Origin of the sequence: Serratia sp. Res13-Sevr-LER1-36-b (assembly GCF_015673035.1) — a bacterium.
GTDB lineage: Bacteria > Pseudomonadota > Gammaproteobacteria > Enterobacterales > Enterobacteriaceae > Chania > Chania fonticola_C.
In genome coordinates this window covers 86,370-107,655 of the sequence record NZ_JADACK010000017.1, presented here as the reverse complement: position 1 = coordinate 107,655, position 21,286 = coordinate 86,370, and the positions used below count along the sequence as shown (strand labels likewise).

Annotated in this window: 21 protein-coding genes; 10 read left to right on the top strand and 11 right to left on the bottom strand. The window is 52.6% G+C overall.

Features of this window, described 5'->3' with window-relative positions:
• Positions 1 to 53 precede the first annotated feature (53 nt).
• Both IMQ33_RS10505 and dauA read left to right on the top strand, forming a co-directional pair.
• Entirely contained in the window at positions 54 to 539 is a 486-nt protein-coding gene (locus IMQ33_RS10505; protein WP_196062301.1) for a heme-degrading domain-containing protein, read from the top strand.
• A 228-nt stretch (positions 540 to 767) separates the two neighbouring features.
• Entirely contained in the window at positions 768 to 2,459 is a 1,692-nt protein-coding gene (dauA, locus tag IMQ33_RS10500; RefSeq protein ID WP_196062300.1) for a C4-dicarboxylic acid transporter DauA, read from the top strand.
• A gap of 87 nt (positions 2,460 to 2,546) precedes the next feature.
• On the opposite strand, the gene kdsA is transcribed toward dauA, so the two are convergent.
• From kdsA to hemA, 6 genes are read right to left on the bottom strand one after another with little or no spacing between them, the layout of a single operon-like run.
• A complete protein-coding gene (kdsA, locus tag IMQ33_RS10495; protein ID WP_021181107.1) occupies positions 2,547 to 3,401 on the bottom strand; it encodes a 3-deoxy-8-phosphooctulonate synthase in 855 nt (284 codons plus the stop codon).
• Positions 3,402 to 3,439: 38 nt separating this feature from the next.
• A complete protein-coding gene (gene sirB1 / locus IMQ33_RS10490; protein WP_065685605.1) occupies positions 3,440 to 4,249 on the bottom strand; it encodes an invasion regulator SirB1 in 810 nt (269 codons plus the stop codon).
• Positions 4,246 to 4,644 (bottom strand): SirB2 family protein, encoded by a 399-nt coding sequence (locus IMQ33_RS10485; RefSeq protein ID WP_024485432.1) that lies wholly within the window; start codon positions 4,642 to 4,644, stop codon positions 4,246 to 4,248. The genes sirB1 and IMQ33_RS10485 overlap by 4 nt, the downstream gene beginning before the upstream one ends.
• Before the next feature lie 18 nt (positions 4,645 to 4,662).
• Positions 4,663 to 5,496 (bottom strand): peptide chain release factor N(5)-glutamine methyltransferase, encoded by an 834-nt coding sequence (prmC, locus tag IMQ33_RS10480; RefSeq protein ID WP_196062299.1) that lies wholly within the window; start codon positions 5,494 to 5,496, stop codon positions 4,663 to 4,665.
• The gene (gene prfA / locus IMQ33_RS10475) at positions 5,496 to 6,581 is read right to left on the bottom strand and encodes a peptide chain release factor 1 (protein WP_024528846.1); all 1,086 of its coding nucleotides are present in this window, start codon (positions 6,579 to 6,581) and stop codon (positions 5,496 to 5,498) included. The genes prmC and prfA overlap by 1 nt, the downstream gene beginning before the upstream one ends.
• Before the next feature lie 32 nt (positions 6,582 to 6,613).
• On the bottom strand, positions 6,614 to 7,876 hold the full coding sequence (hemA, locus tag IMQ33_RS10470) for a glutamyl-tRNA reductase (RefSeq protein ID WP_024528845.1): 1,263 nt from the start codon (positions 7,874 to 7,876) through the stop codon (positions 6,614 to 6,616).
• A 492-nt stretch (positions 7,877 to 8,368) separates the two neighbouring features.
• Here hemA and IMQ33_RS10465 point away from each other — a divergent pair, with 492 nt between their 5' ends.
• From IMQ33_RS10465 to prs, 4 genes are all read left to right on the top strand, one after another.
• Entirely contained in the window at positions 8,369 to 9,514 is a 1,146-nt protein-coding gene (locus IMQ33_RS10465) for a porin (protein WP_065685602.1), read from the top strand.
• A 230-nt stretch (positions 9,515 to 9,744) separates the two neighbouring features.
• A complete protein-coding gene (gene lolB, locus IMQ33_RS10460; RefSeq protein ID WP_021181100.1) occupies positions 9,745 to 10,365 on the top strand; it encodes a lipoprotein insertase outer membrane protein LolB in 621 nt (206 codons plus the stop codon).
• Entirely contained in the window at positions 10,365 to 11,231 is an 867-nt protein-coding gene (gene ispE / locus IMQ33_RS10455) for a 4-(cytidine 5'-diphospho)-2-C-methyl-D-erythritol kinase (RefSeq protein ID WP_065685601.1), read from the top strand. The genes lolB and ispE overlap by 1 nt, the downstream gene beginning before the upstream one ends.
• Positions 11,232 to 11,402: 171 nt before the next feature.
• The gene (prs, locus tag IMQ33_RS10450; RefSeq protein ID WP_002211240.1) at positions 11,403 to 12,350 is read left to right on the top strand and encodes a ribose-phosphate diphosphokinase; all 948 of its coding nucleotides are present in this window, start codon (positions 11,403 to 11,405) and stop codon (positions 12,348 to 12,350) included.
• Between the two features lie 181 nt (positions 12,351 to 12,531).
• Here the strand turns inward: prs and ychH are convergent, their stop codons facing one another.
• Positions 12,532 to 12,810, bottom strand: coding sequence for a stress-induced protein YchH (ychH, locus tag IMQ33_RS10445; protein WP_196062298.1), 279 nt, complete (start codon positions 12,808 to 12,810; stop codon positions 12,532 to 12,534).
• A 365-nt stretch (positions 12,811 to 13,175) separates the two neighbouring features.
• On the opposite strand from ychH, the gene pth reads away from it, so the two are divergent.
• Positions 13,176 to 13,766 (top strand): aminoacyl-tRNA hydrolase, encoded by a 591-nt coding sequence (pth, locus tag IMQ33_RS10440; RefSeq protein ID WP_065685599.1) that lies wholly within the window; start codon positions 13,176 to 13,178, stop codon positions 13,764 to 13,766.
• A gap of 25 nt (positions 13,767 to 13,791) precedes the next feature.
• Here pth and IMQ33_RS10435 read toward each other — a convergent pair whose 3' ends face one another.
• Complete coding sequence (locus tag IMQ33_RS10435) at positions 13,792 to 14,037, bottom strand: hypothetical protein (protein ID WP_138106327.1); 246 nt, start codon at positions 14,035 to 14,037, stop codon at positions 13,792 to 13,794.
• A gap of 920 nt (positions 14,038 to 14,957) precedes the next feature.
• Between IMQ33_RS10435 and ychF the strand changes: the two genes are divergently transcribed.
• The 3 genes from ychF (at position 14,958) to IMQ33_RS10420 (ending at position 19,123) form a co-directional block, all read left to right on the top strand.
• On the top strand, positions 14,958 to 16,049 hold the full coding sequence (gene ychF, locus IMQ33_RS10430) for a redox-regulated ATPase YchF (RefSeq protein WP_021181096.1): 1,092 nt from the start codon (positions 14,958 to 14,960) through the stop codon (positions 16,047 to 16,049).
• Between the two features lie 313 nt (positions 16,050 to 16,362).
• A complete protein-coding gene (locus tag IMQ33_RS10425; RefSeq protein ID WP_083196422.1) occupies positions 16,363 to 16,815 on the top strand; it encodes a Globin in 453 nt (150 codons plus the stop codon).
• Positions 16,805 to 19,123 carry a PAS domain-containing hybrid sensor histidine kinase/response regulator gene (locus IMQ33_RS10420; protein WP_196061931.1) on the top strand — a complete coding sequence of 773 codons (2,319 nt, stop codon included), beginning with the start codon at positions 16,805 to 16,807 and terminating at the stop codon, positions 19,121 to 19,123. The genes IMQ33_RS10425 and IMQ33_RS10420 overlap by 11 nt, the downstream gene beginning before the upstream one ends.
• Before the next feature lie 16 nt (positions 19,124 to 19,139).
• Here the strand turns inward: IMQ33_RS10420 and IMQ33_RS10415 are convergent, their stop codons facing one another.
• The 3 genes from IMQ33_RS10415 to IMQ33_RS10405 are packed head-to-tail and all read right to left on the bottom strand — an operon-like array spanning position 19,140 to position 21,239.
• Positions 19,140 to 19,580 (bottom strand): ATP-binding protein, encoded by a 441-nt coding sequence (locus IMQ33_RS10415; RefSeq protein WP_196061932.1) that lies wholly within the window; start codon positions 19,578 to 19,580, stop codon positions 19,140 to 19,142.
• A gap of 28 nt (positions 19,581 to 19,608) precedes the next feature.
• Positions 19,609 to 19,947 carry an STAS domain-containing protein gene (locus IMQ33_RS10410; RefSeq protein WP_196061933.1) on the bottom strand — a complete coding sequence of 113 codons (339 nt, stop codon included), beginning with the start codon at positions 19,945 to 19,947 and terminating at the stop codon, positions 19,609 to 19,611.
• Between the two features lie 50 nt (positions 19,948 to 19,997).
• The gene (locus IMQ33_RS10405; RefSeq protein ID WP_173410158.1) at positions 19,998 to 21,239 is read right to left on the bottom strand and encodes a SpoIIE family protein phosphatase; all 1,242 of its coding nucleotides are present in this window, start codon (positions 21,237 to 21,239) and stop codon (positions 19,998 to 20,000) included.
• Positions 21,240 to 21,286 lie beyond the last annotated feature (47 nt).

The window sequence follows — 21,286 nt, the reverse complement described above, 5'->3', positions numbered from 1 at the left end:
CCTATCCTCAGTTCAGGATAGTCTGTTATCCATCACACCACGGGGAAAATCTGATGAATATCGATGATGAATTGCAAGCGCTGGCGACACAAGAAACGGACCTTACCTTCCACCATTTCGACCATGCCACCGCATGGGAACTGGGCGTAGCGCTAAAAAATGCCGCAGAACATCGCCAATTACCCATCGCTATAGAAATTCAGCTAAGCGGACAAACGCTGTTTTACTACGCCATGACAGGAGCAACGCCAGACATTGCCGACTGGGTGCGGCGCAAGCGTAACGTGGTCAACCATTTCCATAAAAGCTCTTATGCCGTGGGGTTACGCCTGCAACAACGGCAAGTCACGCTGGAGGAGAGATATGGCCTCAGCGTACGTGACTATGCCGCCCACGGCGGCGCATTCCCCATCAACCTGCTCAATGTGGGTTGCGTCGGTTCCATCTCTCTTTCTGGCTCCCCACAGCTCGAAGACCATCATCTGCTGGTCAGCACTCTTGCTCAGTTTCTAGGCTTACCCTTGCCCGCAGTACACTAAGCGATAAAAGCTGCGCTTTTCCCCCAATCAACAGCGGACGATCTGCACAGGCTGGCGCTTGGCGCAAATGATCCGCTGAACAAATATAAATTAATCACAATCCTGATGCTTTGATACAAATCTAGGTATCGGCGGGCAGAAAGGGGTATGGTATCTACCAGCTATTCCGAGACGGACCTCCATGGCCCGCCATTCCGTTCTCTTTTATAGACTTGGTTTGCAACTTAGATGAAAACGCACGAAATCAACGGTATCCGCCCTTTTAGCGCCCTGATAGATGCCTGCTGGCGTGAACCCTATTCCCTTCAACGTCTGCTGAAAGATGCCATTGCCGGAGTTACCGTCGGCATCATTGCCATACCTCTGGCGATGGCGCTGGCCATTGCCAGCGGCGTTCCACCCCAGTATGGGCTGTATACCGCCGCCATTGCTGGCATCGTGATCGCCGTCAGCGGCGGTTCGCGCTACAGCGTTTCCGGCCCCACCGCGGCGTTTGTGGTGATCCTGTTCCCCGTTTCACAGCAGTTTGGGCTCTCTGGCTTATTGATTGCCACCATGCTGTCCGGCGTGTTCCTGCTGATTATGGGGTTAGCGCGGCTCGGCCGCCTGATAGAGTACATTCCGCTTTCGGTCACGCTTGGGTTTACCTCCGGGATTGCCATCACCATCGCCACCATGCAGGTGAAGGATTTCTTTGGCTTACAGCTGGCGGAAGTGCCGGAAAACTACATCGGCAAGGTCAATGCGCTGTTTCATGCTTTACCCACCCTGGACTATGGCGATACGCTGATTGGCGCGGTCACTTTGGTGGTCCTGCTGCTGTGGCCGAAGCTGGGGCTGCGTATTCCCGGCCACCTGCCCGCCCTGTTGGCTGGCACCGCGGTGATGGCTATCCTGGCTCAGTTCGATCATCAGGTTGCGACCATTGGTTCCCGCTTCAGTTTCGAACTGGCCGACGGCAGCCAGGGCCAAGGTATCCCGCCGATCCTGCCGCAGTGGCTGTTGCCCTGGCATCTGCCTGCTGGCGACGGTAAACCAACGGAGCTGAGCTGGCAGTTGCTTTCCGCCCTATTGCCGGCAGCCTTTTCCATGGCGATGCTAGGGGCGATCGAATCACTGCTGTGCGCGGTAGTGTTGGACGGCATGACGGGCAAAAAGCACCATTCCAACGCCGAACTGATTGGCCAAGGCGCGGGTAATGTCATCGCTCCGTTCTTCGGTGGCATCACCGCGACGGCCGCCATTGCCCGCTCGGCAGCCAACGTACGGGCAGGGGCAACCTCACCGGTTTCAGCAATCATCCACTCGTTAATGGTGCTGCTGTCCTTACTAATGCTGGCACCGTGGCTGTCCTACTTACCGCTGGCGGCGATGGCTTCGCTGTTGCTCTTGGTCGCCTGGAACATGAGCGAGGCGCATAAAGTGGTTTATCTGCTGCGCCGGGCGCCGAAAGACGACATTTTGGTGATGCTGCTGTGTATGTCGCTGACGGTACTGTTTGATATGGTGATTGCCATTACTGTTGGCATCGTGCTGGCCTCACTGCTGTTTATGCGCCGAATCGCACGCATGACCCGCCTGAGCGAATTGAGCGCCGAGGATGGCCGACTGGTGCTGCGCGTCAACGGGCCGCTGTTCTTCGCCGCTGCCGAGCGCGTGTTCAACGATCTGCTGGTACGCGGTGAAAACTACCACACCATCGTTCTGCAATGGGATGCCGTGCCGGTGCTGGATGCCGGGGGACTCAACGCGTTGCAACGTTACATCGACGCCCTGCCCGCCGAAAAACAGCTGGTGATCACCGATATTCCGTTCCAGCCGCTAAAAACCCTGGCTCGTGCGCGCATGAAGCCAATCGATGGCAAGCTGCATTTCTACCCCACCCTGCCAGAAGCGCTGACCGCGCTAAACGCTCAATAAAACAAAAGGCCCGACAGATTAACGTCGGGCCTTTAGATTGGCGAGCGCAGCATGCGGCGCCCCCACAGAGCTATTTGTCAGCAGCCGTTAGTTGCTGGTATCCAGCTCAGCGAAGCTTTTCACCAGATCGTCGATGGCTTTCATCTGTACCAGGAACGGTTCCAGCTTATCCAACGGCAACGCCGAAGGACCATCGCATTTGGCATTGCTTGGATCTGGGTGCGCCTCGATAAACAGGCCAGCCAAACCTACAGCCATACCGGCACGAGCCAGCTCTGCAACCTGCGCACGACGGCCACCAGAAGCCGCACCAAACGGATCGCGAGTTTGCAGGGCGTGGGTCACGTCAAAGATCACCGGATGGCCACCGGTCACATTCTTCATCACGTTGATACCCAACATGTCGACCACCAGGTTGTCATAGCCAAAGTTGCTGCCGCGATCGCACAGGATAACCTGATCGTTGCCGCCTTCTTTGAACTTATCGACGATATTGCCCATCTGGCCCGGGCTGACGAACTGCGGTTTCTTGACGTTGATCACCGCGCCGGTTTTCGCCATGGCTTCAACCAGGTCGGTCTGGCGTGCCAGGAAGGCTGGCAGCTGGATCACATCAACCACTTCGGAAACTGGCTGCGCCTGTGCGGCTTCATGCACATCGGTGATAATTTTCACGCCGAAGGTGCTTTTGATTTCCTGGAAAATCTTCATCCCTTCTTCCAGGCCTGGGCCACGGTAAGAATGGATAGATGAACGGTTGGCTTTATCAAAAGAGGCTTTGAAAACGTAAGGGATGCCCAGTTTTTGCGTCACGGTGACGTAGTGTTCGCAGATGCGCATCGCCAAATCGCGAGATTCCAGTACGTTCATACCGCCGAACAGTACAAACGGTAGATCGTTCGCTACCTTGATGTCGCCAATGCTGACTACTTTCTGTTCCATGCTTGCACCTTATTGATTAATAAATCGGAATCAGTGAATTAATGCAGCGTGACCTGCTTGAGCTCGATAGAGTGGATTTGAATTTTTATCACTTCACTCACCGGATCTTCAGGGCACTGCTCGACAAAATAGTTGAGATCGGAAATGGCGATATGGTTGCATTCCAGCTGGGCATAAATCAAACCACGGTCGCGGATCTCGTAGGGATCGTCCGGGTCAAAACTCAGTACCACCTCGCTGGCTCGCAACGCAATTTCCATCTGTTTTTCTTCCATCAGCGCGGCTTTCAGCGTATCGAGCATCTTACGCACCACCAGAATGTTTTCCGATTCGTCCAGATCGTCATCTTCCAGTTCAGCCCCCAGCCCCAGATTACCCTTGAGCCAAACCTGCAACTGATGTTCGTTAAGCGTTTCTCCGTTCAACGGGTTAACCAGCCACATCTCCTCATCCAGCCAGTCAGCACGCATGATCAACTGAGTGGGGAAAATCACCGGCATCAGCGGCAGATCCAACTGGTGGGCAATATGCAGGAAAATGGTGCCCAGAGAGACTGGCGTACCTTGGCGGGCTTCCAACACCTTATCCAGCCAGATGGCGTCAGAGAGCCGATAAACACCGCTGGCACCGCCGAATCCCCAGGTTTTAAAGAATAATTCGATGAGCGCTTCCAACTGCTGATCCTGGTTGAGATCGTCCGGGATGATTGCGCGCGCTTCTTCAGTCAACTGCTGTAACTTGCGCTCTACCTCCGCCACCGGGAAGTCCCGCCGGATAATCTTCGACACCAGGATCACTCCCTCACTCAATGAGGAAGTGTTAAATTCGAAATCGGCAATGCTGCTCATAGGTATCCCATCAAGAACGGTATTTTGGTCGTGGCAAGTTTAACGATCAGATACAGACAGCCCAGTGCCAGAACGAATGCCAAGGTACGGATATTCCAGCTTTGCGTCTTCTTGCCCAATGCGACATAACCCAACAGGATATAGATAATAACGCCAAACAACTTCTCGGTCAGCCACGAGTCCATGCCAAGCAGTGGGTAAAGTTTGAACATCACCACCAAGGCAATACCGGTGGCAAACAGCACCGTATCATTGATATGTGGCGTGATCTTTACCCAGCGCTTGTTGATCATCGGCGATGCACGCCACTTCCAGAAGAAACGCAGTACAAACAACGTAATGCTGATGGCTACCGTTAATAAATGCAGATGTTTTAGCGCCATGTAAGCGGCCATAGAGGTTTCCTTGGTTTCTTATAGTGGTTTTTGGCCCAGAGTCACGCGATCGTTGCCGCCATAGTCGCGATGCGTTGCCACCGCGATAAATCCCGCCGCATTCAACAGCGCACGTACATTTTCACCCTGTTGCCAACCGTGCTCAAGCAACAGCCAACCCTGCGGCTCTAAATAATCTGCGGCCTGTTGCACGATCGCCGCCAGATCGGCCAGACCCTGTTCAGCGGCCACCAGCGCACTACAGGGTTCAAAACGGACATCGCCCTGCCCAAGGTGAGGATCGGCTTCATCAATATAGGGAGGATTACTGGCGATCAGCGCAAACTTTTGCCCGGCGACCGGCGTAAACCAGCTCCCTTGCAAAAAGCGCGCATTGTTAATCGCCAGTTTTTGCGCGTTATGCTGCGCCAGCGCCACGGCTTCCGGTTGCAGATCGATGCCGGTGAGCTGGCAGTCTGGCCGTTCGCTGGCTAACGCCAGGGCAATCGCGCCGGTGCCGGTGCCAAGATCCAGAATGGCACACGGTGCTGCGGGCAGACGCTCCAGGGCCAACTCCACCAAACATTCGGTATCCGGGCGTGGGATTAGCGTAGCGGGCGAAACCGACAGCGGAAGCGACCAGAACTCACGTTCGCCAACCAGATACGCCACCGGTTCCCCACGTTCACGGCGAACCAGCAGCCCCGTTAACTGCTCAGTCTGCTCTGCCGTCAGCAGAGTTTCGCCAAATGCCAACAGGTAGGTTCTGGCCCGACCGGTCACGAAACCCAACAGGATCTCCGCATCACGTTTGGCGCTGTCACTGTGCGTCAGACGTAAAGTCGCGGTTTTCAGCCAGGTTTGATAATCCATTACTCAGGCTCAGCAGAGAGTGCGGCCAACTGATCGGCCTGGTATTCCTGCACGATCGGCTGGATTAGCATATCCAGCTTGCCTTCCATCACCTCGTCCAGACGATACAGTGTCAGGTTGATGCGGTGGTCGGTCACGCGCCCCTGCGGGAAGTTATAGGTACGGTTACGATCGGAACGATCGCCGGTGCCCAACAGGTTGCGGCGGGTAGAAGCCTCTGCCAACTGGCGTTTCGCCATCTCTGCCGCGCGGATACGAGCCCCAAGCACCGACATCGCCTTGGCTTTGTTCTTGTGCTGTGAACGTTCGTCCTGGCATTCAACCACAATGCCGGTCGGCAAGTGGGTAATACGGATCGCCGAATCGGTGGTGTTAACGTGCTGACCACCGGCCCCGGAAGAGCGGAAGGTATCGATTTTCAGATCGCCTGCGTTGATTTCTGGCAGTTCCGCCTCTGGCACCGCTGGCATCACCGCCACCGTGCAGGCAGAGGTATGGATACGACCCTGGGATTCGGTTTCCGGCACGCGCTGAACGCGATGACCGCCGGATTCAAACTTCAGTTGACCGTAAACGCCGTCGCCAGACACTTTGGCAATCACCTCTTTGTAACCGCCGTGCTCGCCCACGTTTTCGCTCATGATCTCAACCCGCCAGCGGCGAGTTTCAGCGTAACGGCTATACATACGGAACAGATCGCCAGCAAAGATAGCCGCTTCGTCGCCGCCGGTTCCGGCGCGCACTTCCAGGAAGCAGTCGCGCTCATCGTCCGGATCCTTCGGCAGCAGTAACACCTGCAACTGCTGTTCCAGCTCTTCCGTCGCCGCTTTGGCCTGTTTCAGCTCTTCCTGCGCCATTTCACGCATTTCCGGATCGTCCAGCATCATTTCTGCCGTGGCGAGGTCGTCCTGCACCTGACGCCATTCCAGAAAACAGCGGCTGACGTCGGTCAACTGCGCATATTCGCGCGACAGGCCACGGAACCGATCTTGATCGGCAATGACACCGGCATCGCCGAGCAGCGCCTGAACTTCTTCATGGCGCTCTTGTAACGCTTCCAGTTTGGCAACAATAGAAGGCTTCATGCGTGGTTTTAAACCCTGTTAATAAAAGAGAACTAATGCTGATCCAGCCCGAGGCTGTCGCGTAAAATGTGCAACCGCTCCATGTCGCCGTCACCGGCGGCCTGCTGGAGGGATTTGGTAGGGGCATGAATAAGACGATTGGTTAATCTGTGGGCCAGCTCATGGATCACCTGCTCCACGTTAGCGCCTTGAGCAATCGCTGCCAGCGCTTTTGACTCCATTTCCGCACGGATTTGATCGGCCTGCGAACGGTAGTCTCTGATGGTATCTGTCGCGCCCTGTGAGCGCAGCCAGGTCATGAAATTACTGCTTTCCTGCTGCACAATGGTCTCGGCCTGTACGGCCGCCGCCTGCCGTTGCGCCATATTGCTCTGAATAATGGCCTGCAGGTCGTCCACGGTGTAGAGATAGGCGTTCGCCAGTTTGCCCACTTCCGGCTCGATATCGCGCGGAACGGCAATATCCACCAGCAACATCGGCTGGTTGCGGCGCGCTTTCAGTGCCCGCTCAACCATGCCCTTGCCGATGATGGGCAACGGGCTGGCGGTGGAGCTGATAATGATATCGGCATCGGCCAGGCGTGCGTCAATCTCCGGCAATGAGATCACCTCTGCCCCGACCTCTTGCGCCAATACCTGAGCGCGTTCACGGGTGCGGTTAGCGATGATCATATGCTGCACTTTATGCTCACGCAGATGGCGGGCAACCAGCTCGATTGTTTCCCCAGCACCGACCAACAGCACATTCAGTTCGGCTAGGGATTCGAAGATTTGACGCGCCAGCGCACAGGCGGCGAAGGCAACGGATACCGCGCTGGCACCGATTTCGGTTTCAGTGCGTACACGTTTGGCAACGGAGAAGGATTTCTGGAACAGGCGCTCCAGCTCACCGGAAAGTGACTGGCCACGCTGGGATTCGGCAAAGGCTTTCTTTACCTGCCCGAGGATCTGGGGTTCACCCAGTACCAAAGAGTCTAGCCCGCTGGCAACGCGCATCAGGTGGCTGACGGCCTCGTCGCCGTGGTGCCAATACAGGCTCTTGCGCACGTCTTCCGGGCGCAGATGGTGATAATCACATAACCAGGCTACCAGCTGTTCATGCAGATGATCCTGCTGCTCCACGCTGAGGTACAGCTCGGTACGGTTACAGGTAGACAGCACAACGCCGCCCTGCACCAATGGCTGTTGCAGCAAGCTATTCAGCGCCTTGTCGATCGACTCTGGGGAGAAGGTCACCCGTTCTCGCAGAGAAACCGGAGCGGTTTTGTGATTAATACCTAACGCCAGAAGGGTCATTGCTTCGAGTAATACTTCTCTTGGTACGGGTTCTCGTTGTCCGGCATTCTACTTGATGCGCGACATCAATTAAAGTGACAACCGCATCTTCCGGCCAATCGCTGGTATTGGTCGGACAAATCAGTCAACACGACAAAACCAGGTATGTTTCAAACTCATCAGAAACCTCAAGGGAAAAACGCTGAAATGTAATGTCACCCCTTGCAAACTCCCCCTTTCAGCCTGTTTGGCGGCATCCTTCGTATTCCCACGGCTTAACATTACACATGACTGATAATCGCGATGAGTTACGGTTTCCATTGTTTTAATTGCAATTTTTTCGGCATGTTCCCATAATTTGGCCAAATAGTTAGCTGGCGAATTATTTGCATAAAAACCGTTACAGAATTTCACTTTCTGTCACCGGAAAGTGAGCAAACCAGAAAGCCCCAGGCGTGGTTGGCCGATGGATGGGTTTTCGTATCTAGAGCAGCACGTAGAAAGGGACGTTCCATGAAATTACGTAGATTAAGCCAGGCGGTTACCGCAGGGCTGATAGCGGGTTGTAGCGCATTTGCCGCACACGGTGAAATCACCTTATTAAAGCAGGATCCGCAAGCGGGCGATCCCCTTAGCCGCCTCACTTTTACCGTTGGTGGCAGTATTCGCCCGCAGTTCAACATGATGACTGGCGATGGCGATAAAGGTTCTTATAAACGCAACGGTTTTGACGGCGGTACGCGTTTTCGCTTCGCCACCGATTACTACCTGTTCGATGACATCAGCTGGATCAACTATTACGAGTTAGGCGTCAACATCCCGGCGCTGTTCAGTTGGGATAACCACTACGCCGAGGGGGCCAACAACACCTCACGCCGTATGCTGTATACCGGCCTGAAAAGCAAAACCTGGGGTCAACTGACCTTCGGTAAGCAAAACAGCGTTTACTACGACGTGGTCGGGGCCAAAACCGACATCTGGGATTACGACATGCTGGCCCAGGCACCAGGCAACGGCATTAACGGCGACTATGACGGCTCCTACCGTTCACGCAGCATGCTGAAATATAAAACAACCGTGGGCGACGCCGATATCTACGCCGCTTACCTGTTCAACGATGACGAATACCTGCCTGGTAACGGCCTGCGCTACAAACGTAAGGGCGGCGGTTCACTCGGAGTGGATTATCACCTGAACAAAGATCTGACCTGGGGCACCGCCTGGAACTACACCAGCGCCGAGATGCGTAACCCCAATAGCGACGACAGCAAAGACTACAATCAGAACATTTTAGGTACCGCACTGAGCTGGAAACCGGACAACTGGACACTCAGCTTTGGCGGCGGCTGGTATGAGAACTTCCTGACTACCAAGAAAAAGCAGGTTAATGACTACTTTGCTGGGGATGCCTGGGGGATTGAATATTTCGCTGGTTATAGCTTCCCGATAGGCGAATACGCGGTGAAATCCATCATGCCTTACTTTATGGGCGACCGCCTGCAGTACACCACAGGCCGCGACTATCAGCGTATTGATAATGGCTTGGGCGTCTCCTTCCAGTTCGACTACGGTTTCCGCGCCGACGTTGAGCACGTGCTGACGTCCAGCACCGATAATCTGGGCGATATGACGGTTGTTCGTTTGCGTTACGATTTCTGATCCACCAAAGCGCGCCCTTATACGGCGCGCTCAGTTCTGAAGGCTGTGCCCACAGATTTCCGACCCCAAAAGCTCCGCCATCGTTTACAATCCTCCCCACGCCAGACGCCACCCTTGCTGCAAGGCTTTTGCGCCATTGTATTATTGACGTTACGCCACTCGCCCGTTAGCGTGGTGGCAGAAATGCTAACCCGCACTGCCCCGCAAGGACAAAAGGACAACAAAACGTTATGCCTATCCGCAAAGTTAGTTTGCTTCGCCTGATCCCATTAGCCAGCCTGGTGCTGACGGCCTGTACCCTCACCAAACCTGGCCCTGCTACCAGCCCGACGTCTCCGCAGTGGCTCGCTCATGAGCAAGCGGTGCAACAGCTTGAGCAGTATCAGACCCGGGGCGCTTTTGCTTATCTGACCGATCAGAAGAAAGTCTACGCTCGCTTCTTCTGGCAACAATACACACCCGACCGCTACCGCCTGCTGCTGACCAACCCGCTTGGCAGCACCGAGCTGGAGCTGAACGTGCAAAAAAGCGTGGTGCAGCTCACGGATAACCAGGGCAAACGCTATGTCAGCGACAACCCGGAAGAGATGATCCGCAAGCTGACCGGCATGCAGATCCCGCTGGATAACCTGCGCCAGTGGATGCTCGGCCTGCCTGGGCAAGCCACCGACTTCAGCCTAGACTCCCAGTACCGCCTGAACAAGCTGACCTACAAGCAGGGCGATCTGACCTGGGTCGTCACCTATCAGGACTACAACACCGATCTAAAAATCCCGTTACCGAGCCGCCTTGAACTGCAACAGGGCGATCAACGCATCAAGCTGAAAATGGATAACTGGACGCTCAAGTGATGATCCACCAATGGCCCTCCCCGGCAAAGCTGAACCTATTTCTCTATATCACCGGCCGTCGTGCAGACGGCTACCATCAGTTGCAAACGCTGTTCCAGTTCCTGGATTACGGCGATACGCTCACCATCGTTCCCCGCCAGGATGACCAGATCCAGCTGCTAACGCCCGTAGAAGGGGTGCCAGATGAGCAGAACCTGATTGTCCGGGCCGCTCGTCTGTTACAGCAACATTGCACTACCCATTCCATTGCCACCCTTCCCCGTGGGGCAGACATCAGCATCGACAAGCGTTTGCCGATGGGTGGCGGCCTTGGCGGAGGATCTTCCAACGCGGCAACGGTACTGGTCGCACTGAATGAACTTTGGCAATGTGGCCTGAGCGACGACCAGTTGGCAGATATGGGGCTAACCCTCGGTGCCGATGTCCCGGTATTTGTGCGCGGTCATGCGGCATTTGCCGAAGGGATCGGGGAGCAGCTACAGCCGGCAAATCCGGCAGAAAAGTGGTATTTGGTCGCTCATCCTGGTGTCAGCATCCCCACACCGGTGATTTTTGCCGATGCCGAATTAAAAAGAGACACCCCGGTTCGCCCGCTGAACGCCCTATTACAGGCACCTTACGCAAATGATTGCGAACCGATCGCAAGAAAACGTTTTCGCGAGGTTGAACAGCTTCTTTCATGGCTGTTACAATACGCGCCGTCACGCCTGACTGGCACAGGTGCTTGTGTGTTTGCAGAATTCGACTCCGAGCCCGCCGCTCTTCAGGTGTTAAATCAAGCCCCGGCCTGGTTGCGTGGATTTGTAGCGCGTGGCGTTAACGTCTCACCACTACATCGCATCCGTTCTGGGCAGTTTGAGCCGTAGCTCAACGTGTCGTTGCGCAGGGTCGTCTACCTGGCCCTGTCATCTCTGCGCTGCTCTGCAGTTCAAGTTAGTTTTACACACCCGTATGTATATTGCGTCGGCGTCGCCAACTGCCCCTTGGCGAAGACCGTATGACAATATCTTCTCTGGACGCATGCTGAGGTTCTTCTCGTGCCTGATATGAAGCTTTTTGCTGGTAACGCCACCCCGGAACTAGCACAACGTATTGCCAACCGTTTGTACACCAGCCTTGGTGACGCCGCTGTAGGTCGTTTTAGCGACGGCGAAGTGAGCGTGCAAATCAACGAAAATGTACGCGGCGGTGATATTTTCATCATCCAGTCCACCTGTGCACCCACCAACGACAACCTGATGGAACTGGTTGTTATGGTTGATGCCCTGCGTCGCGCCTCCGCAGGTCGTATTACTGCTGTAATTCCTTACTTCGGCTATGCCCGCCAGGATCGCCGCGTGCGTTCTGCGCGTGTGCCAATCACTGCCAAAGTTGTTGCCGACTTCCTCTCCAGCGTAGGGGTTGACCGCGTATTGACAGTCGATCTGCATGCCGAGCAGATCCAAGGTTTCTTCGATGTCCCGGTAGATAACGTATTCGGTAGCCCGATCCTGTTGGAAGACATGTTGCAACAGAACCTGGAAAACCCGATCGTGGTTTCCCCTGATATCGGTGGTGTCGTGCGCGCCCGCGCGATCGCCAAACTGCTTAACGATACCGACATGGCCATCATTGATAAACGTCGCCCTCGCGCAAACGTTTCTCAGGTGATGCATATTATCGGGGACGTGGCAGGCCGTGACTGCGTACTGGTCGATGACATGATCGATACCGGTGGTACCTTGTGTAAAGCAGCCGAAGCGTTGAAAGAACGCGGTGCCAAGCGCGTATTTGCCTACGCCACGCATCCGATCTTCTCCGGTAACGCCGTGGATAACATCAGGAACTCGGTGATTGATGAAGTGATCGTCTGTGACACTATTCCGCTGTCAGCAGAAATCAAGGCGTTGAAAAACGTGCGCACTCTGACCTTGTCCGGTATGTTGGCTGAAGCTATCCGCCGTATCAGCAATGAAGAGTCAATTTCCGCGATGTTCGAACATTAATCCCTTCTCTGGCGCAGTTTACCTCCACTGCGCCAGGTTGTTCGGGTGAACATCTCAGAAAACAAAAAACCCGTTGAAGCGTGAGCAACAACGGGTTTTTTACGGGATGTGGGACATAACCTTAAACCTTATACGGCCAGGCTCCCTTGCCTTTGTTCACCAGATCCTTGGTTGTGGTTAATCAATGTGACGGGCGGCGCGGGTTGTTTTGGCAGCGTTTATCAAAGTGTTTTACCCACCAATAACGATCTGCTACCCGCTCGCGTCCACCAATACGTGCACCGGCCAGCCACAACAAGGCGCCGATAAAGATACTCATGATGGCGCCGTGGGCAAAGAACTGCGGCAAATTGAACTGTGATACTTCAGCCAGGATGGAGTATCCCACCCCGCCAACCATTACCACCATACCCATTCCCATTAAAACGTTGCCAATGACCTCAGCGCTTTTACGTTTCATATGCCACCTCCAGAGTGCCATGTGCCAATAGTGGGAAAACCCTAACTCGTTATCCCACTTTGATTAGTTAAGTATAGTCATTATTTCAGCATGGGTATTGCGTGACCGATCACAAATGGCGACTAAAGGCTGACAATTCTTTACTTTATGTTAAAAGTTAGCGAGATAACTGAATTATTTTACTAATGTATTATTCACTTTTCAGCTATTCACCGGTGGTTCGCCAGATTTTTGTCATTCTGCACGCAGGCAGGTACACTAATGGCCTATAAATTTCGAGCTGTGCCGCTGTGAAACCTCAGGCGATCGCAACCTGGAAGGCAACGGGCACGCCCTTTCCATTTTTCTAGCATAGTGAATCTCTTGTGAGCAGTATCAAACTGATTGTTGGCTTGGCCAACCCGGGCGCAGAGTATGCCCAGACACGGCACAATGCCGGCGCATGGTATGTTGACCTACTGGCGCAACGCCACAACCAACCGTTGAAAGAAGAGAGTAAGTTTTTCGGTTACACCGCACGCCTGAATTTGGCCGGTAACGACGTTCGGCTGCTGGTTCCTACCACCTTTATGAATCTGAGTGGTAAAGCCGTTGGCGCCTTGGCTACCTTCTACCGCATTCTGCCGGAAGAGATCCTGGTAGCCCACGACGAGTTGGATCTGCCACCGGGGGTGGCGAAACTCAAATTAGGTGGCAGCAACGGTGGCCACAATGGCCTGAAGGATATCCAGAGCAAGCTGGGCAATAACCCGAACTTTTATCGCTTGCGTATTGGCATCGGCCACCCAGGGGATAAAAACAAGGTGGTAGGCTTTGTGCTAGGTAAACCGCCAGCAGCAGAGCAAACGCTGATTGATGATGCCATCGATGAGTCGCTACGTTGCACAGAGATCTTGCTGAAGGAAGGCATGACTAAAGCCATGAATCGTTTGCATGCGTTTAAAGCGACTAGCTAAGCCGTTAGGCCAAGTGATGTGATTTTCACTTGCTTGGCCTGCTACTTATCGGGCAATAGCGGCACAGCTTACGAGTACAGCATGGCTGCACGCTATTTTGCATAGCAGTATCAACGGCATCCGTCGTGGTTTTCTTTTTCAAATCCGCACTTCCAGCAAAAAAAGGCCGCTCAATCAGGCTCTTCCTCCGCTCGTTCCGGAAATGAATAATAAAAGAAATAACCGAAAGTAATAATAAAATCGGTGCAGAAAGCACATCAATCCCATTCATGGAATAAATTCCTCCTTGAATTCAAATGGTACAACTAATAAGACGCGGATAATATCTTAAAAAAATACGCCCAACAATACTTGTAGTTAAATTTATCGGTACCATCCGAAAGATACCTCAATATAATTAAGAATTTGCTTATATTTAACTAGAAACATCCTATGAGATTTACAGGATATTTCCATTAAACAGCCACAGATAATTCTTATAAAACCCAAAGCAACTTCAATCACACATTAAATAAATTAACTATTTAGGTTCAATACAAAGAAAAATCCCATTAAATAATAAATTTCAATAAAAACAGCATGATATATTAACACCTCATTGAAACTCATGACTGAAAAACGAAATCGTGATTAAATAATAATCATATTTAAAACAAAAGTTAGCTTGAAATTAATGATTTTTTCTAGCCTACCTAGATAGCCCACCATAAGATAAGTAACATCTTACTGTTTAACGTTCTGTCACTCTTTGTCCGCTGTAATCCACCAGCTTTTATTATGATATGTTGCCATACTGTTTCATTGGATGAGGAAAAGGAAAGTCCAAGAATAGCCCTATACAAAAAGTGCCTTTATAGTTAAACATGCATATAAAATAAAACATTAAATCACTTATATTACTAAATATCTGACAAAAAATAGCCGGAATAATCTTCGATATTAAGGTTCTATGTCCTATTGCCCGATGTGTTCAACCTGGATCTGCACCTTGCCTGCAGAACACCTCTACCGACGTTGAATTGAGCCGCCCCGGGTGTTAGCAACCGTAAGGAACCTTTCGGGTGATAGCGCCAGCAACGGGCAGATCGAGATAACTGCCCATTACGTGTATAATGGCGGGATAATTTCGTCCTTTATGCAGCAGGCTAATGTTAACCTGTTGATAGTCAAGATATTTAAGGTGATATAAACATGGGATTCAAATGCGGTATCGTCGGTCTGCCTAACGTTGGCAAATCCACCCTGTTCAATGCGTTGACCAAAGCGGGTATTGAAGCGGCCAACTTCCCGTTCTGCACCATTGAACCCAATACCGGCGTGGTACCGATGCCCGATGCACGTCTGGATCAACTGGCCGAGATCGTCAAACCACAACGCATTCTGCCCACCACCATGGAATTCGTTGATATCGCAGGCCTGGTAAAAGGGGCTTCCAAAGGCGAAGGCCTGGGTAACCAGTTCCTGACCAACATCCGTGAAACCGAAGCCATCGGCCACGTAGTACGTTGCTTTGAGAACGACAACATCATCCACGTGAATAACAAAGTGGATCCGGCAGACGATATCGACGTCATCAACACCGAGTTGGCGCTGTCCGATCTTGATACCTGCGAACGCGCCATTCACCGTGTGCAGAAGAAAGCCAAAGGCGGCGATAAAGACGCAAAAGCCGAATTGGCCGCACTGGAAAAATGCCTGCCACAGTTGGAAAACGCCGGTATGTTGCGTGCGCTGGATCTGACTGCTGAAGATAAAGCCGCGATCCGCTACCTGAGCTTCCTGACCCTGAAGCCGACCATGTACATTGCCAACGTCAACGAAGACGGTTTTGAGAACAACCCGTATCTGGATGTTGTACGCAAGATTGCTGCCGAAGAAGGTTCCGTGGTGGTAGCGGTTTGCGCCGCTGTTGAATCCGACATCGCAGAGCTGGAAGATGAAGACCGCGCTGAATTTATGGCAGAGTTGGGTCTGGAAGAACCCGGTCTGAACCGCGTGATCCGCGCAGGTTACGAATTGCTCAATCTGCAAACCTACTTCACCGCTGGCGTGAAGGAAGTGCGTGCCTGGACCATCCCGGTTGGTGCTACTGCCCCGCAAGCGGCCGGTAAAATCCACACCGACTTTGAAAAAGGCTTTATCCGCGCCCAGACCATCGCCTTTGAAGACTTTATCACCTACAAGGGTGAGCAAGGTGCCAAAGAAGCCGGCAAGATGCGCTCAGAAGGGAAAGACTACGTCGTTAAAGATGGCGATGTGATGAACTTCTTGTTTAACGTCTAAATGGTTTCCGTTGTCTCATAGCATCTCGGTAGGATTTATGAAGACAAGGTAAAACAGTTAAAATCCACGCACCCGCGTGGATTTTTGTTTTGTGAGCTCCATTCTCTCTGCCGCTCGATCTCCTCCCCCGCTTCGGGTAAAAAAGCCCGGCGCCATAACCCCCCTATCCTTGCGCTTCGACGGGCGTTAACTAGACTACTTTAAGGAAAACGACTTGCTCTCTTAGGGCGAAGTCACCACCTTCCCTGGCCCTTCTCATCGGGAGAAGAGGTGCCACGCCAGACATTGGGTAAGAATCAAAAGAGAGCATGCCGTGAGCACCAACTATGAAGTGTTGTTCAATAGCAGTTACGATCGGATCACCGCCAAAGATCAGGGCGACCTGTTTTTCTCTCATTTCTACCGATTGTTCATTGAAAGTACGCAAGAGCTGAACATTCAGCCCACGCCCGAACATCAGCAAGCGCACAAAAAAATCATCTACAAATCCTTTTTTTATATGCTTTCGGTTGCCACCACCCACATCGTGGCCGACTATCTGGAACATGTGGCGCGGGAACAGAGTTCACAAGGTTTGAACCTGCCCGCCTCTGTTTTTGCCTACTGGCGGCGGGCGGTCTTGCAAACGGTGCGGGATCTCGACCCGGAATGTGATGAAGAAGTGCTTACCGCCTGGGCAATTTTTATGGCGCCGGGCTTGGAGTTCATGAGGCGACAGGCTGAGTTGCACCATGACGCCGATCAAGGCAGTAAAAATGAACGCTAACAGCAACTCTGTGCCGAATAGTAATTTTATTCTGGCGGCAGAAAATTCGCGCATCGGGATCTGGGATTGGGAGTGCACCCAGGATCTGTGGCAGGTTAACGACGCCTTGTTATTACTGTTAGGGGTTAGCCGTGAAAGCGATGCATTTTCCTCATCGCTTTGGCAGCAGGTCATTCATCCCAATGACTTACCGCTGATTTTGCGCTGTCTCCATCAGGCCAATAAAGCGGCATTGCCTGTTTTTGACTGTGAAGTGCGCGTCAGGCACAGCAATGGCGACGAGCGCTGGGTACTGATCCAAGGGCAAATCATCAGCGTCAGTATCAAAGGGGAAGTACAGCGAGTCATTGGGACTTTGCAGGACATCACCGAACGTAAGGACGCGGAAGCCTCGTCCCAGCAGGCCGTTGCATTAGCCCACGCCGCCAACCAAGCCAAGAGTGAATTCCTGGCCAATATGAGCCATGAAATCCGCACGCCAATGAATGGGATCCTGGGCATGTCTCAATTGTGCCTGGAAACCAATCTTAATAAAGAACAACGTGATTACATCAACATGGTGTATTCATCGGCTCGCGCCTTGTTAAAGATCATTGATGATATTCTCGACTTTTCGAAAATAGAGGCGGGCAAAATCAGCCTGGAGTTTGAGGACTTTTCCCTGCGCCAGCTCATCCATGAAATTACCCGCCCCTTGATGCCTAAGTTTTCCGAAAAGAGGATTGAGTTACTGGTAGACATTCATCCTGACGTGCCAACCATGCTACACAGCGATGCTCTGCGTTTACGACAGATCGTAACCAATCTGATTGGCAATGCCCTCAAATTTACCCATACCGGTGAAGTGCTACTGCAGATCGCCCCCTCACACTCTCCCCCGAATATGCTGACATTCAGCATTATCGACACTGGGATCGGTATTGCCGAAGATAAACAGACGGTTATCTTCGAATCATTCAGCCAGGCAGACAGTTCAACCACCCGCAAATACGGCGGTACCGGATTAGGGCTAACCATTTCGGCCCGTCTGGTGGCCATGATGGGCGGCAAGTTACAGGTTTCCAGCCAGCCTGGTCACGGTAGCCGCTTCTATTTTTCTTTGCCTGTTACCCCTTCATCAGGCCGTACGGCAATAACGTTGCCAGCCAGGCTAAAAGGGATGAACGTATTGGTCGTGGATGATAATGAAACCAACCTAAGGTTACTGTTTGACATGCTGCGCAATGTCGGGCTCAAGCCACAAACGGTCAACTCTGGCCAGGCAGCACTGGAGTTGATGGCTACGGGCCAGCGTTTTCCGCTGATCCTGCTGGATTCGCAAATGCCAGAGATGGATGGCATGGCACTGGCCCTAGAGATCATGTCAACGCCGGAGCTGCGTCAAAGTAAATTGATCATGCTCAGTTCAATGGGTAACCGGATAGACACCGGCGTATTGCGCAAGGTAGGCGTTTCGGGCTTTTTAACCAAGCCCATTGATGCCAACGAGTTACTAGAAACCATCACTGCCACCTTTATTCCGCAAGAAATGGTCGCTCCGGAGTCCACGGTTGAAACACCGCCACCGGTTACAGGTAATGGGATACGCATTCTGGTGGCGGAAGATAATCTGATCAATCAACAGTTGGCGATCAACTTTATCCGTAAGTTGGGTCATACCTGCGATGTGGTGGGCAATGGCAAACTGGCGTTGCAAAAGTTGCAGCAAGACGACTACGACCTGGTGTTGATGGACCTGCAAATGCCGGAAATGGATGGAATCGAAGCGGTAAAACTCCTTCGTGCGGGTGAGCAACAATCAGGCCTGCATTTGCCCATTATTGCCATGACCGCGCATGCGATGAAAGGCGATCGTGAAAGATGCCTGGCTCAGGGATTCGACGGCTATATCAGCAAACCCATTCTGTTGGATAATCTTGCCAGCGAAATCCAGCGGGCACTCAATGCGGCTCAGGTATGCCCAGAGGAAGAGATCTTCGACTACGTTCAGTCCCTGGCACAGCTAGGTGATGACAAGGCCTTATTTAACGAGTTGGTGACGATCTTTTTAGAGGAACTTCCCTCTTTGACAAATGCGCTGCATACCGCCATAGAGACACAAGATGTTGAAGCCATCCGGCGAAGCGCCCATCGGCTAAAAGGAGAGTGCCTCCACTTTGTTTGCCAGCCCCTGGAAAGCAGGCTTGGGAATATCGAACAGGCTGCGGCATTAGCTGATTTGGCCGAGATCTCTGCTCAATATCGCGGTGTGGATGAATTATGCCAGCATCTGCAGGCTTCCCTCGCTGCTGCAAGGGAGGTCTCATGACTGCTGCCAAGCTGCCCTACAACAAGCTCTTACTCATCGTCAACCGATTGCGACCATTGACCGATTCATACTGCACTTTGTCCATCACGGACTGAATCAATATCAGCCCCATCCCACCTTCCGGCCAACTGGTTTGATCTAGAGGGTCTGGAGCAAGATCTGGCGGCTGCGCCCATTGATGCAAAATGTTATCCGGGATGGGTGAACCTGGATCCGACAGCGTCAGAGTCAGATGATGGCCCTCATTCGCCAAGTCAATCATGATATTCTGCTTATCGTCATAATTCACCGCATGCCTGACAATATTGGTAAATGCCTCACTCAAGGCCAAATCGAGCTGATAAACCAGGGCGGGATCCAGCGAAAACGGTTCAACAAAGCCATACAGCTCGTTGCTCAGCTGCGCAAGGCTGTCCAATGATGCCGGTAAACACAGCGTGGCGTTGGCACTTGTCATATGACATTCCCTCGGCGCAAAACCAGACTCAGTGCAGCATGAGCTTCAATGCCGCAGCACGATCGCTGCCGATAATGAAAATTCGATCCATACGCGTCAGCTTGAACATATTCTGAATGTTGCTGTTCAAGGCGCAAAGTGCCAGATCCCCGCGGCCACTTAATGTCTTGAGGATGGATACCAGCGCCCCAAGGCAACTGCTGTCGATAAACTCGACATGGCTGAAATCCAGTAGGATGTTGTTTTTACCCTGTTGAATAAAAGACAATATTTCCTGTTTGAATACCGCCGCGACTGACGCATCAAGGCGACGGACCAGGGGAGCAATAATTTCTACGCCACTCTCAGACTGGATCTCAAAGTTCATAACGACTCCTTTTTCACAATGTCTTAGTTGTTCTGGTCTAGCGAAAGTTACTACGCGATACGATCTATTGCCATCAGCGAAATATCATCCGCAAAGGGCTGAGACGGCCTTACTGATGTTTTTTGCACCGGCTCATCTTCATCACAGCGCCAGGCATTCAACGCATTCTCCACCCTGGCAAACACTTGATCCTTCGCCAAATGTCGGCTTTCACTCAGTAATGTCTGTAAACGCCGATCGCCGTAGAGTTCCTGACGCTGACCTTCACATTCAACGATCCCGTCGCTGTAAAGATAGAGCCGATCCCCGATCTCCAGCATGAAATCGCTATCTTCATATTCTGCTTCCTCAAACAACCCCACAGGCATCCCCCCATCACCAACGCAAGATAACTCGCCGTCTGCGCGGATGATAAACGGCGTCGGATGCCCGGCCTGGCAAAGAGTACCCTTGCCATTACTGATATCGATGACGCCATAAATCAACGTGTAGTAACTGCTGACCTGCTCATTATCCAGGCAAAAGCGCTGATTCAGTTCCCCGACTACACGGTGGGGTGACACAGGAACCCTCTCCCCTTCTGCCGAGTGCTCCAATAACAAATGACTGCTGATCCGGCCCGCCATAAACTCACGTGAAACTGCCAGTGACAGCATGGCGGCACTTACGCCATGTCCGGCAACGTCTACGCTAAAAAAAGCGATATGGCGCTCCCCCAACGGGAAGTAGTTTAATAAATCCCCCGACACATAAGCCGAGGGTAAAAACATCCAGTCAGATTCGAACCCTGCCAACAACAGGTTGTGGGCGGGTAAGAAACTGCGCTGCAGCTTGGCAGCGACCTGCAGGTCGGACTCTATTTGCTGATAAGCATAAGAGAGCTTTTCATTACGTGCAGCCAGCGTGCTTTCAAGCGACAACACGCGCTCCGCCGCATGCAACCTGGCACGCAGTTGGCTTTGATTCACCGGTTTCGATAAAAAATCATCGGCACCCGATTCCATTCCCGTCAGCAGATCCTCAAGAGACTGCCGGGCCGTCACTAGAATGATATAAATGTAGTGGCCGAAGTCGCCACTGCGAATAGCCTGGCACAGGGCGACTCCGTCCATGATGGGCATTTCCCAGTCGCTGATGACGATATGAATCGACCGTTGGGCCAACTTTTGCAACGCCTGCTGGCCATCTTCAGCCTCACAGACGCTAAATCCCCATTTCGTCAAGGCGGCCGCCATCAGATGCCGATAACTTTTGGAATCGTCTACAATCAACACGCCCACCTGCGGTGCCATAGCAGGGTGACTATGGTTAAGGGGTTCCATACGTCATGATCCTCTAC

Excerpts from the sequence above, each read along its gene's own strand:
- IMQ33_RS10505 (WP_196062301.1), top strand. The coding sequence starts at position 54 with ATGAATATCGATGATGAATTGCAAGCGCTGGCGACACAAGAAACGGAC.
- dauA (WP_196062300.1), top strand. The coding sequence starts at position 768 with ATGAAAACGCACGAAATCAACGGTATCCGCCCTTTTAGCGCCCTGATA.
- kdsA (WP_021181107.1), bottom strand. The coding sequence starts at position 3,401 with ATGGAACAGAAAGTAGTCAGCATTGGCGACATCAAGGTAGCGAACGAT.
- sirB1 (WP_065685605.1), bottom strand. The coding sequence starts at position 4,249 with ATGAGCAGCATTGCCGATTTCGAATTTAACACTTCCTCATTGAGTGAG.
- IMQ33_RS10485 (WP_024485432.1), bottom strand. The coding sequence starts at position 4,644 with ATGGCCGCTTACATGGCGCTAAAACATCTGCATTTATTAACGGTAGCC.
- prmC (WP_196062299.1), bottom strand. The coding sequence starts at position 5,496 with ATGGATTATCAAACCTGGCTGAAAACCGCGACTTTACGTCTGACGCAC.
- prfA (WP_024528846.1), bottom strand. The coding sequence starts at position 6,581 with ATGAAGCCTTCTATTGTTGCCAAACTGGAAGCGTTACAAGAGCGCCAT.
- hemA (WP_024528845.1), bottom strand. The coding sequence starts at position 7,876 with ATGACCCTTCTGGCGTTAGGTATTAATCACAAAACCGCTCCGGTTTCT.
- IMQ33_RS10465 (WP_065685602.1), top strand. The coding sequence starts at position 8,369 with ATGAAATTACGTAGATTAAGCCAGGCGGTTACCGCAGGGCTGATAGCG.
- lolB (WP_021181100.1), top strand. The coding sequence starts at position 9,745 with ATGCCTATCCGCAAAGTTAGTTTGCTTCGCCTGATCCCATTAGCCAGC.
- ispE (WP_065685601.1), top strand. The coding sequence starts at position 10,365 with ATGATCCACCAATGGCCCTCCCCGGCAAAGCTGAACCTATTTCTCTAT.
- ychH (WP_196062298.1), bottom strand. The coding sequence starts at position 12,810 with ATGAAACGTAAAAGCGCTGAGGTCATTGGCAACGTTTTAATGGGAATG.
- IMQ33_RS10435 (WP_138106327.1), bottom strand. The coding sequence starts at position 14,037 with ATGAATGGGATTGATGTGCTTTCTGCACCGATTTTATTATTACTTTCG.
- ychF (WP_021181096.1), top strand. The coding sequence starts at position 14,958 with ATGGGATTCAAATGCGGTATCGTCGGTCTGCCTAACGTTGGCAAATCC.
- IMQ33_RS10420 (WP_196061931.1), top strand. The coding sequence starts at position 16,805 with ATGAACGCTAACAGCAACTCTGTGCCGAATAGTAATTTTATTCTGGCG.
- IMQ33_RS10415 (WP_196061932.1), bottom strand. The coding sequence starts at position 19,580 with ATGACAAGTGCCAACGCCACGCTGTGTTTACCGGCATCATTGGACAGC.
- IMQ33_RS10410 (WP_196061933.1), bottom strand. The coding sequence starts at position 19,947 with ATGAACTTTGAGATCCAGTCTGAGAGTGGCGTAGAAATTATTGCTCCC.
- IMQ33_RS10405 (WP_173410158.1), bottom strand. The coding sequence starts at position 21,239 with ATGGCACCGCAGGTGGGCGTGTTGATTGTAGACGATTCCAAAAGTTAT.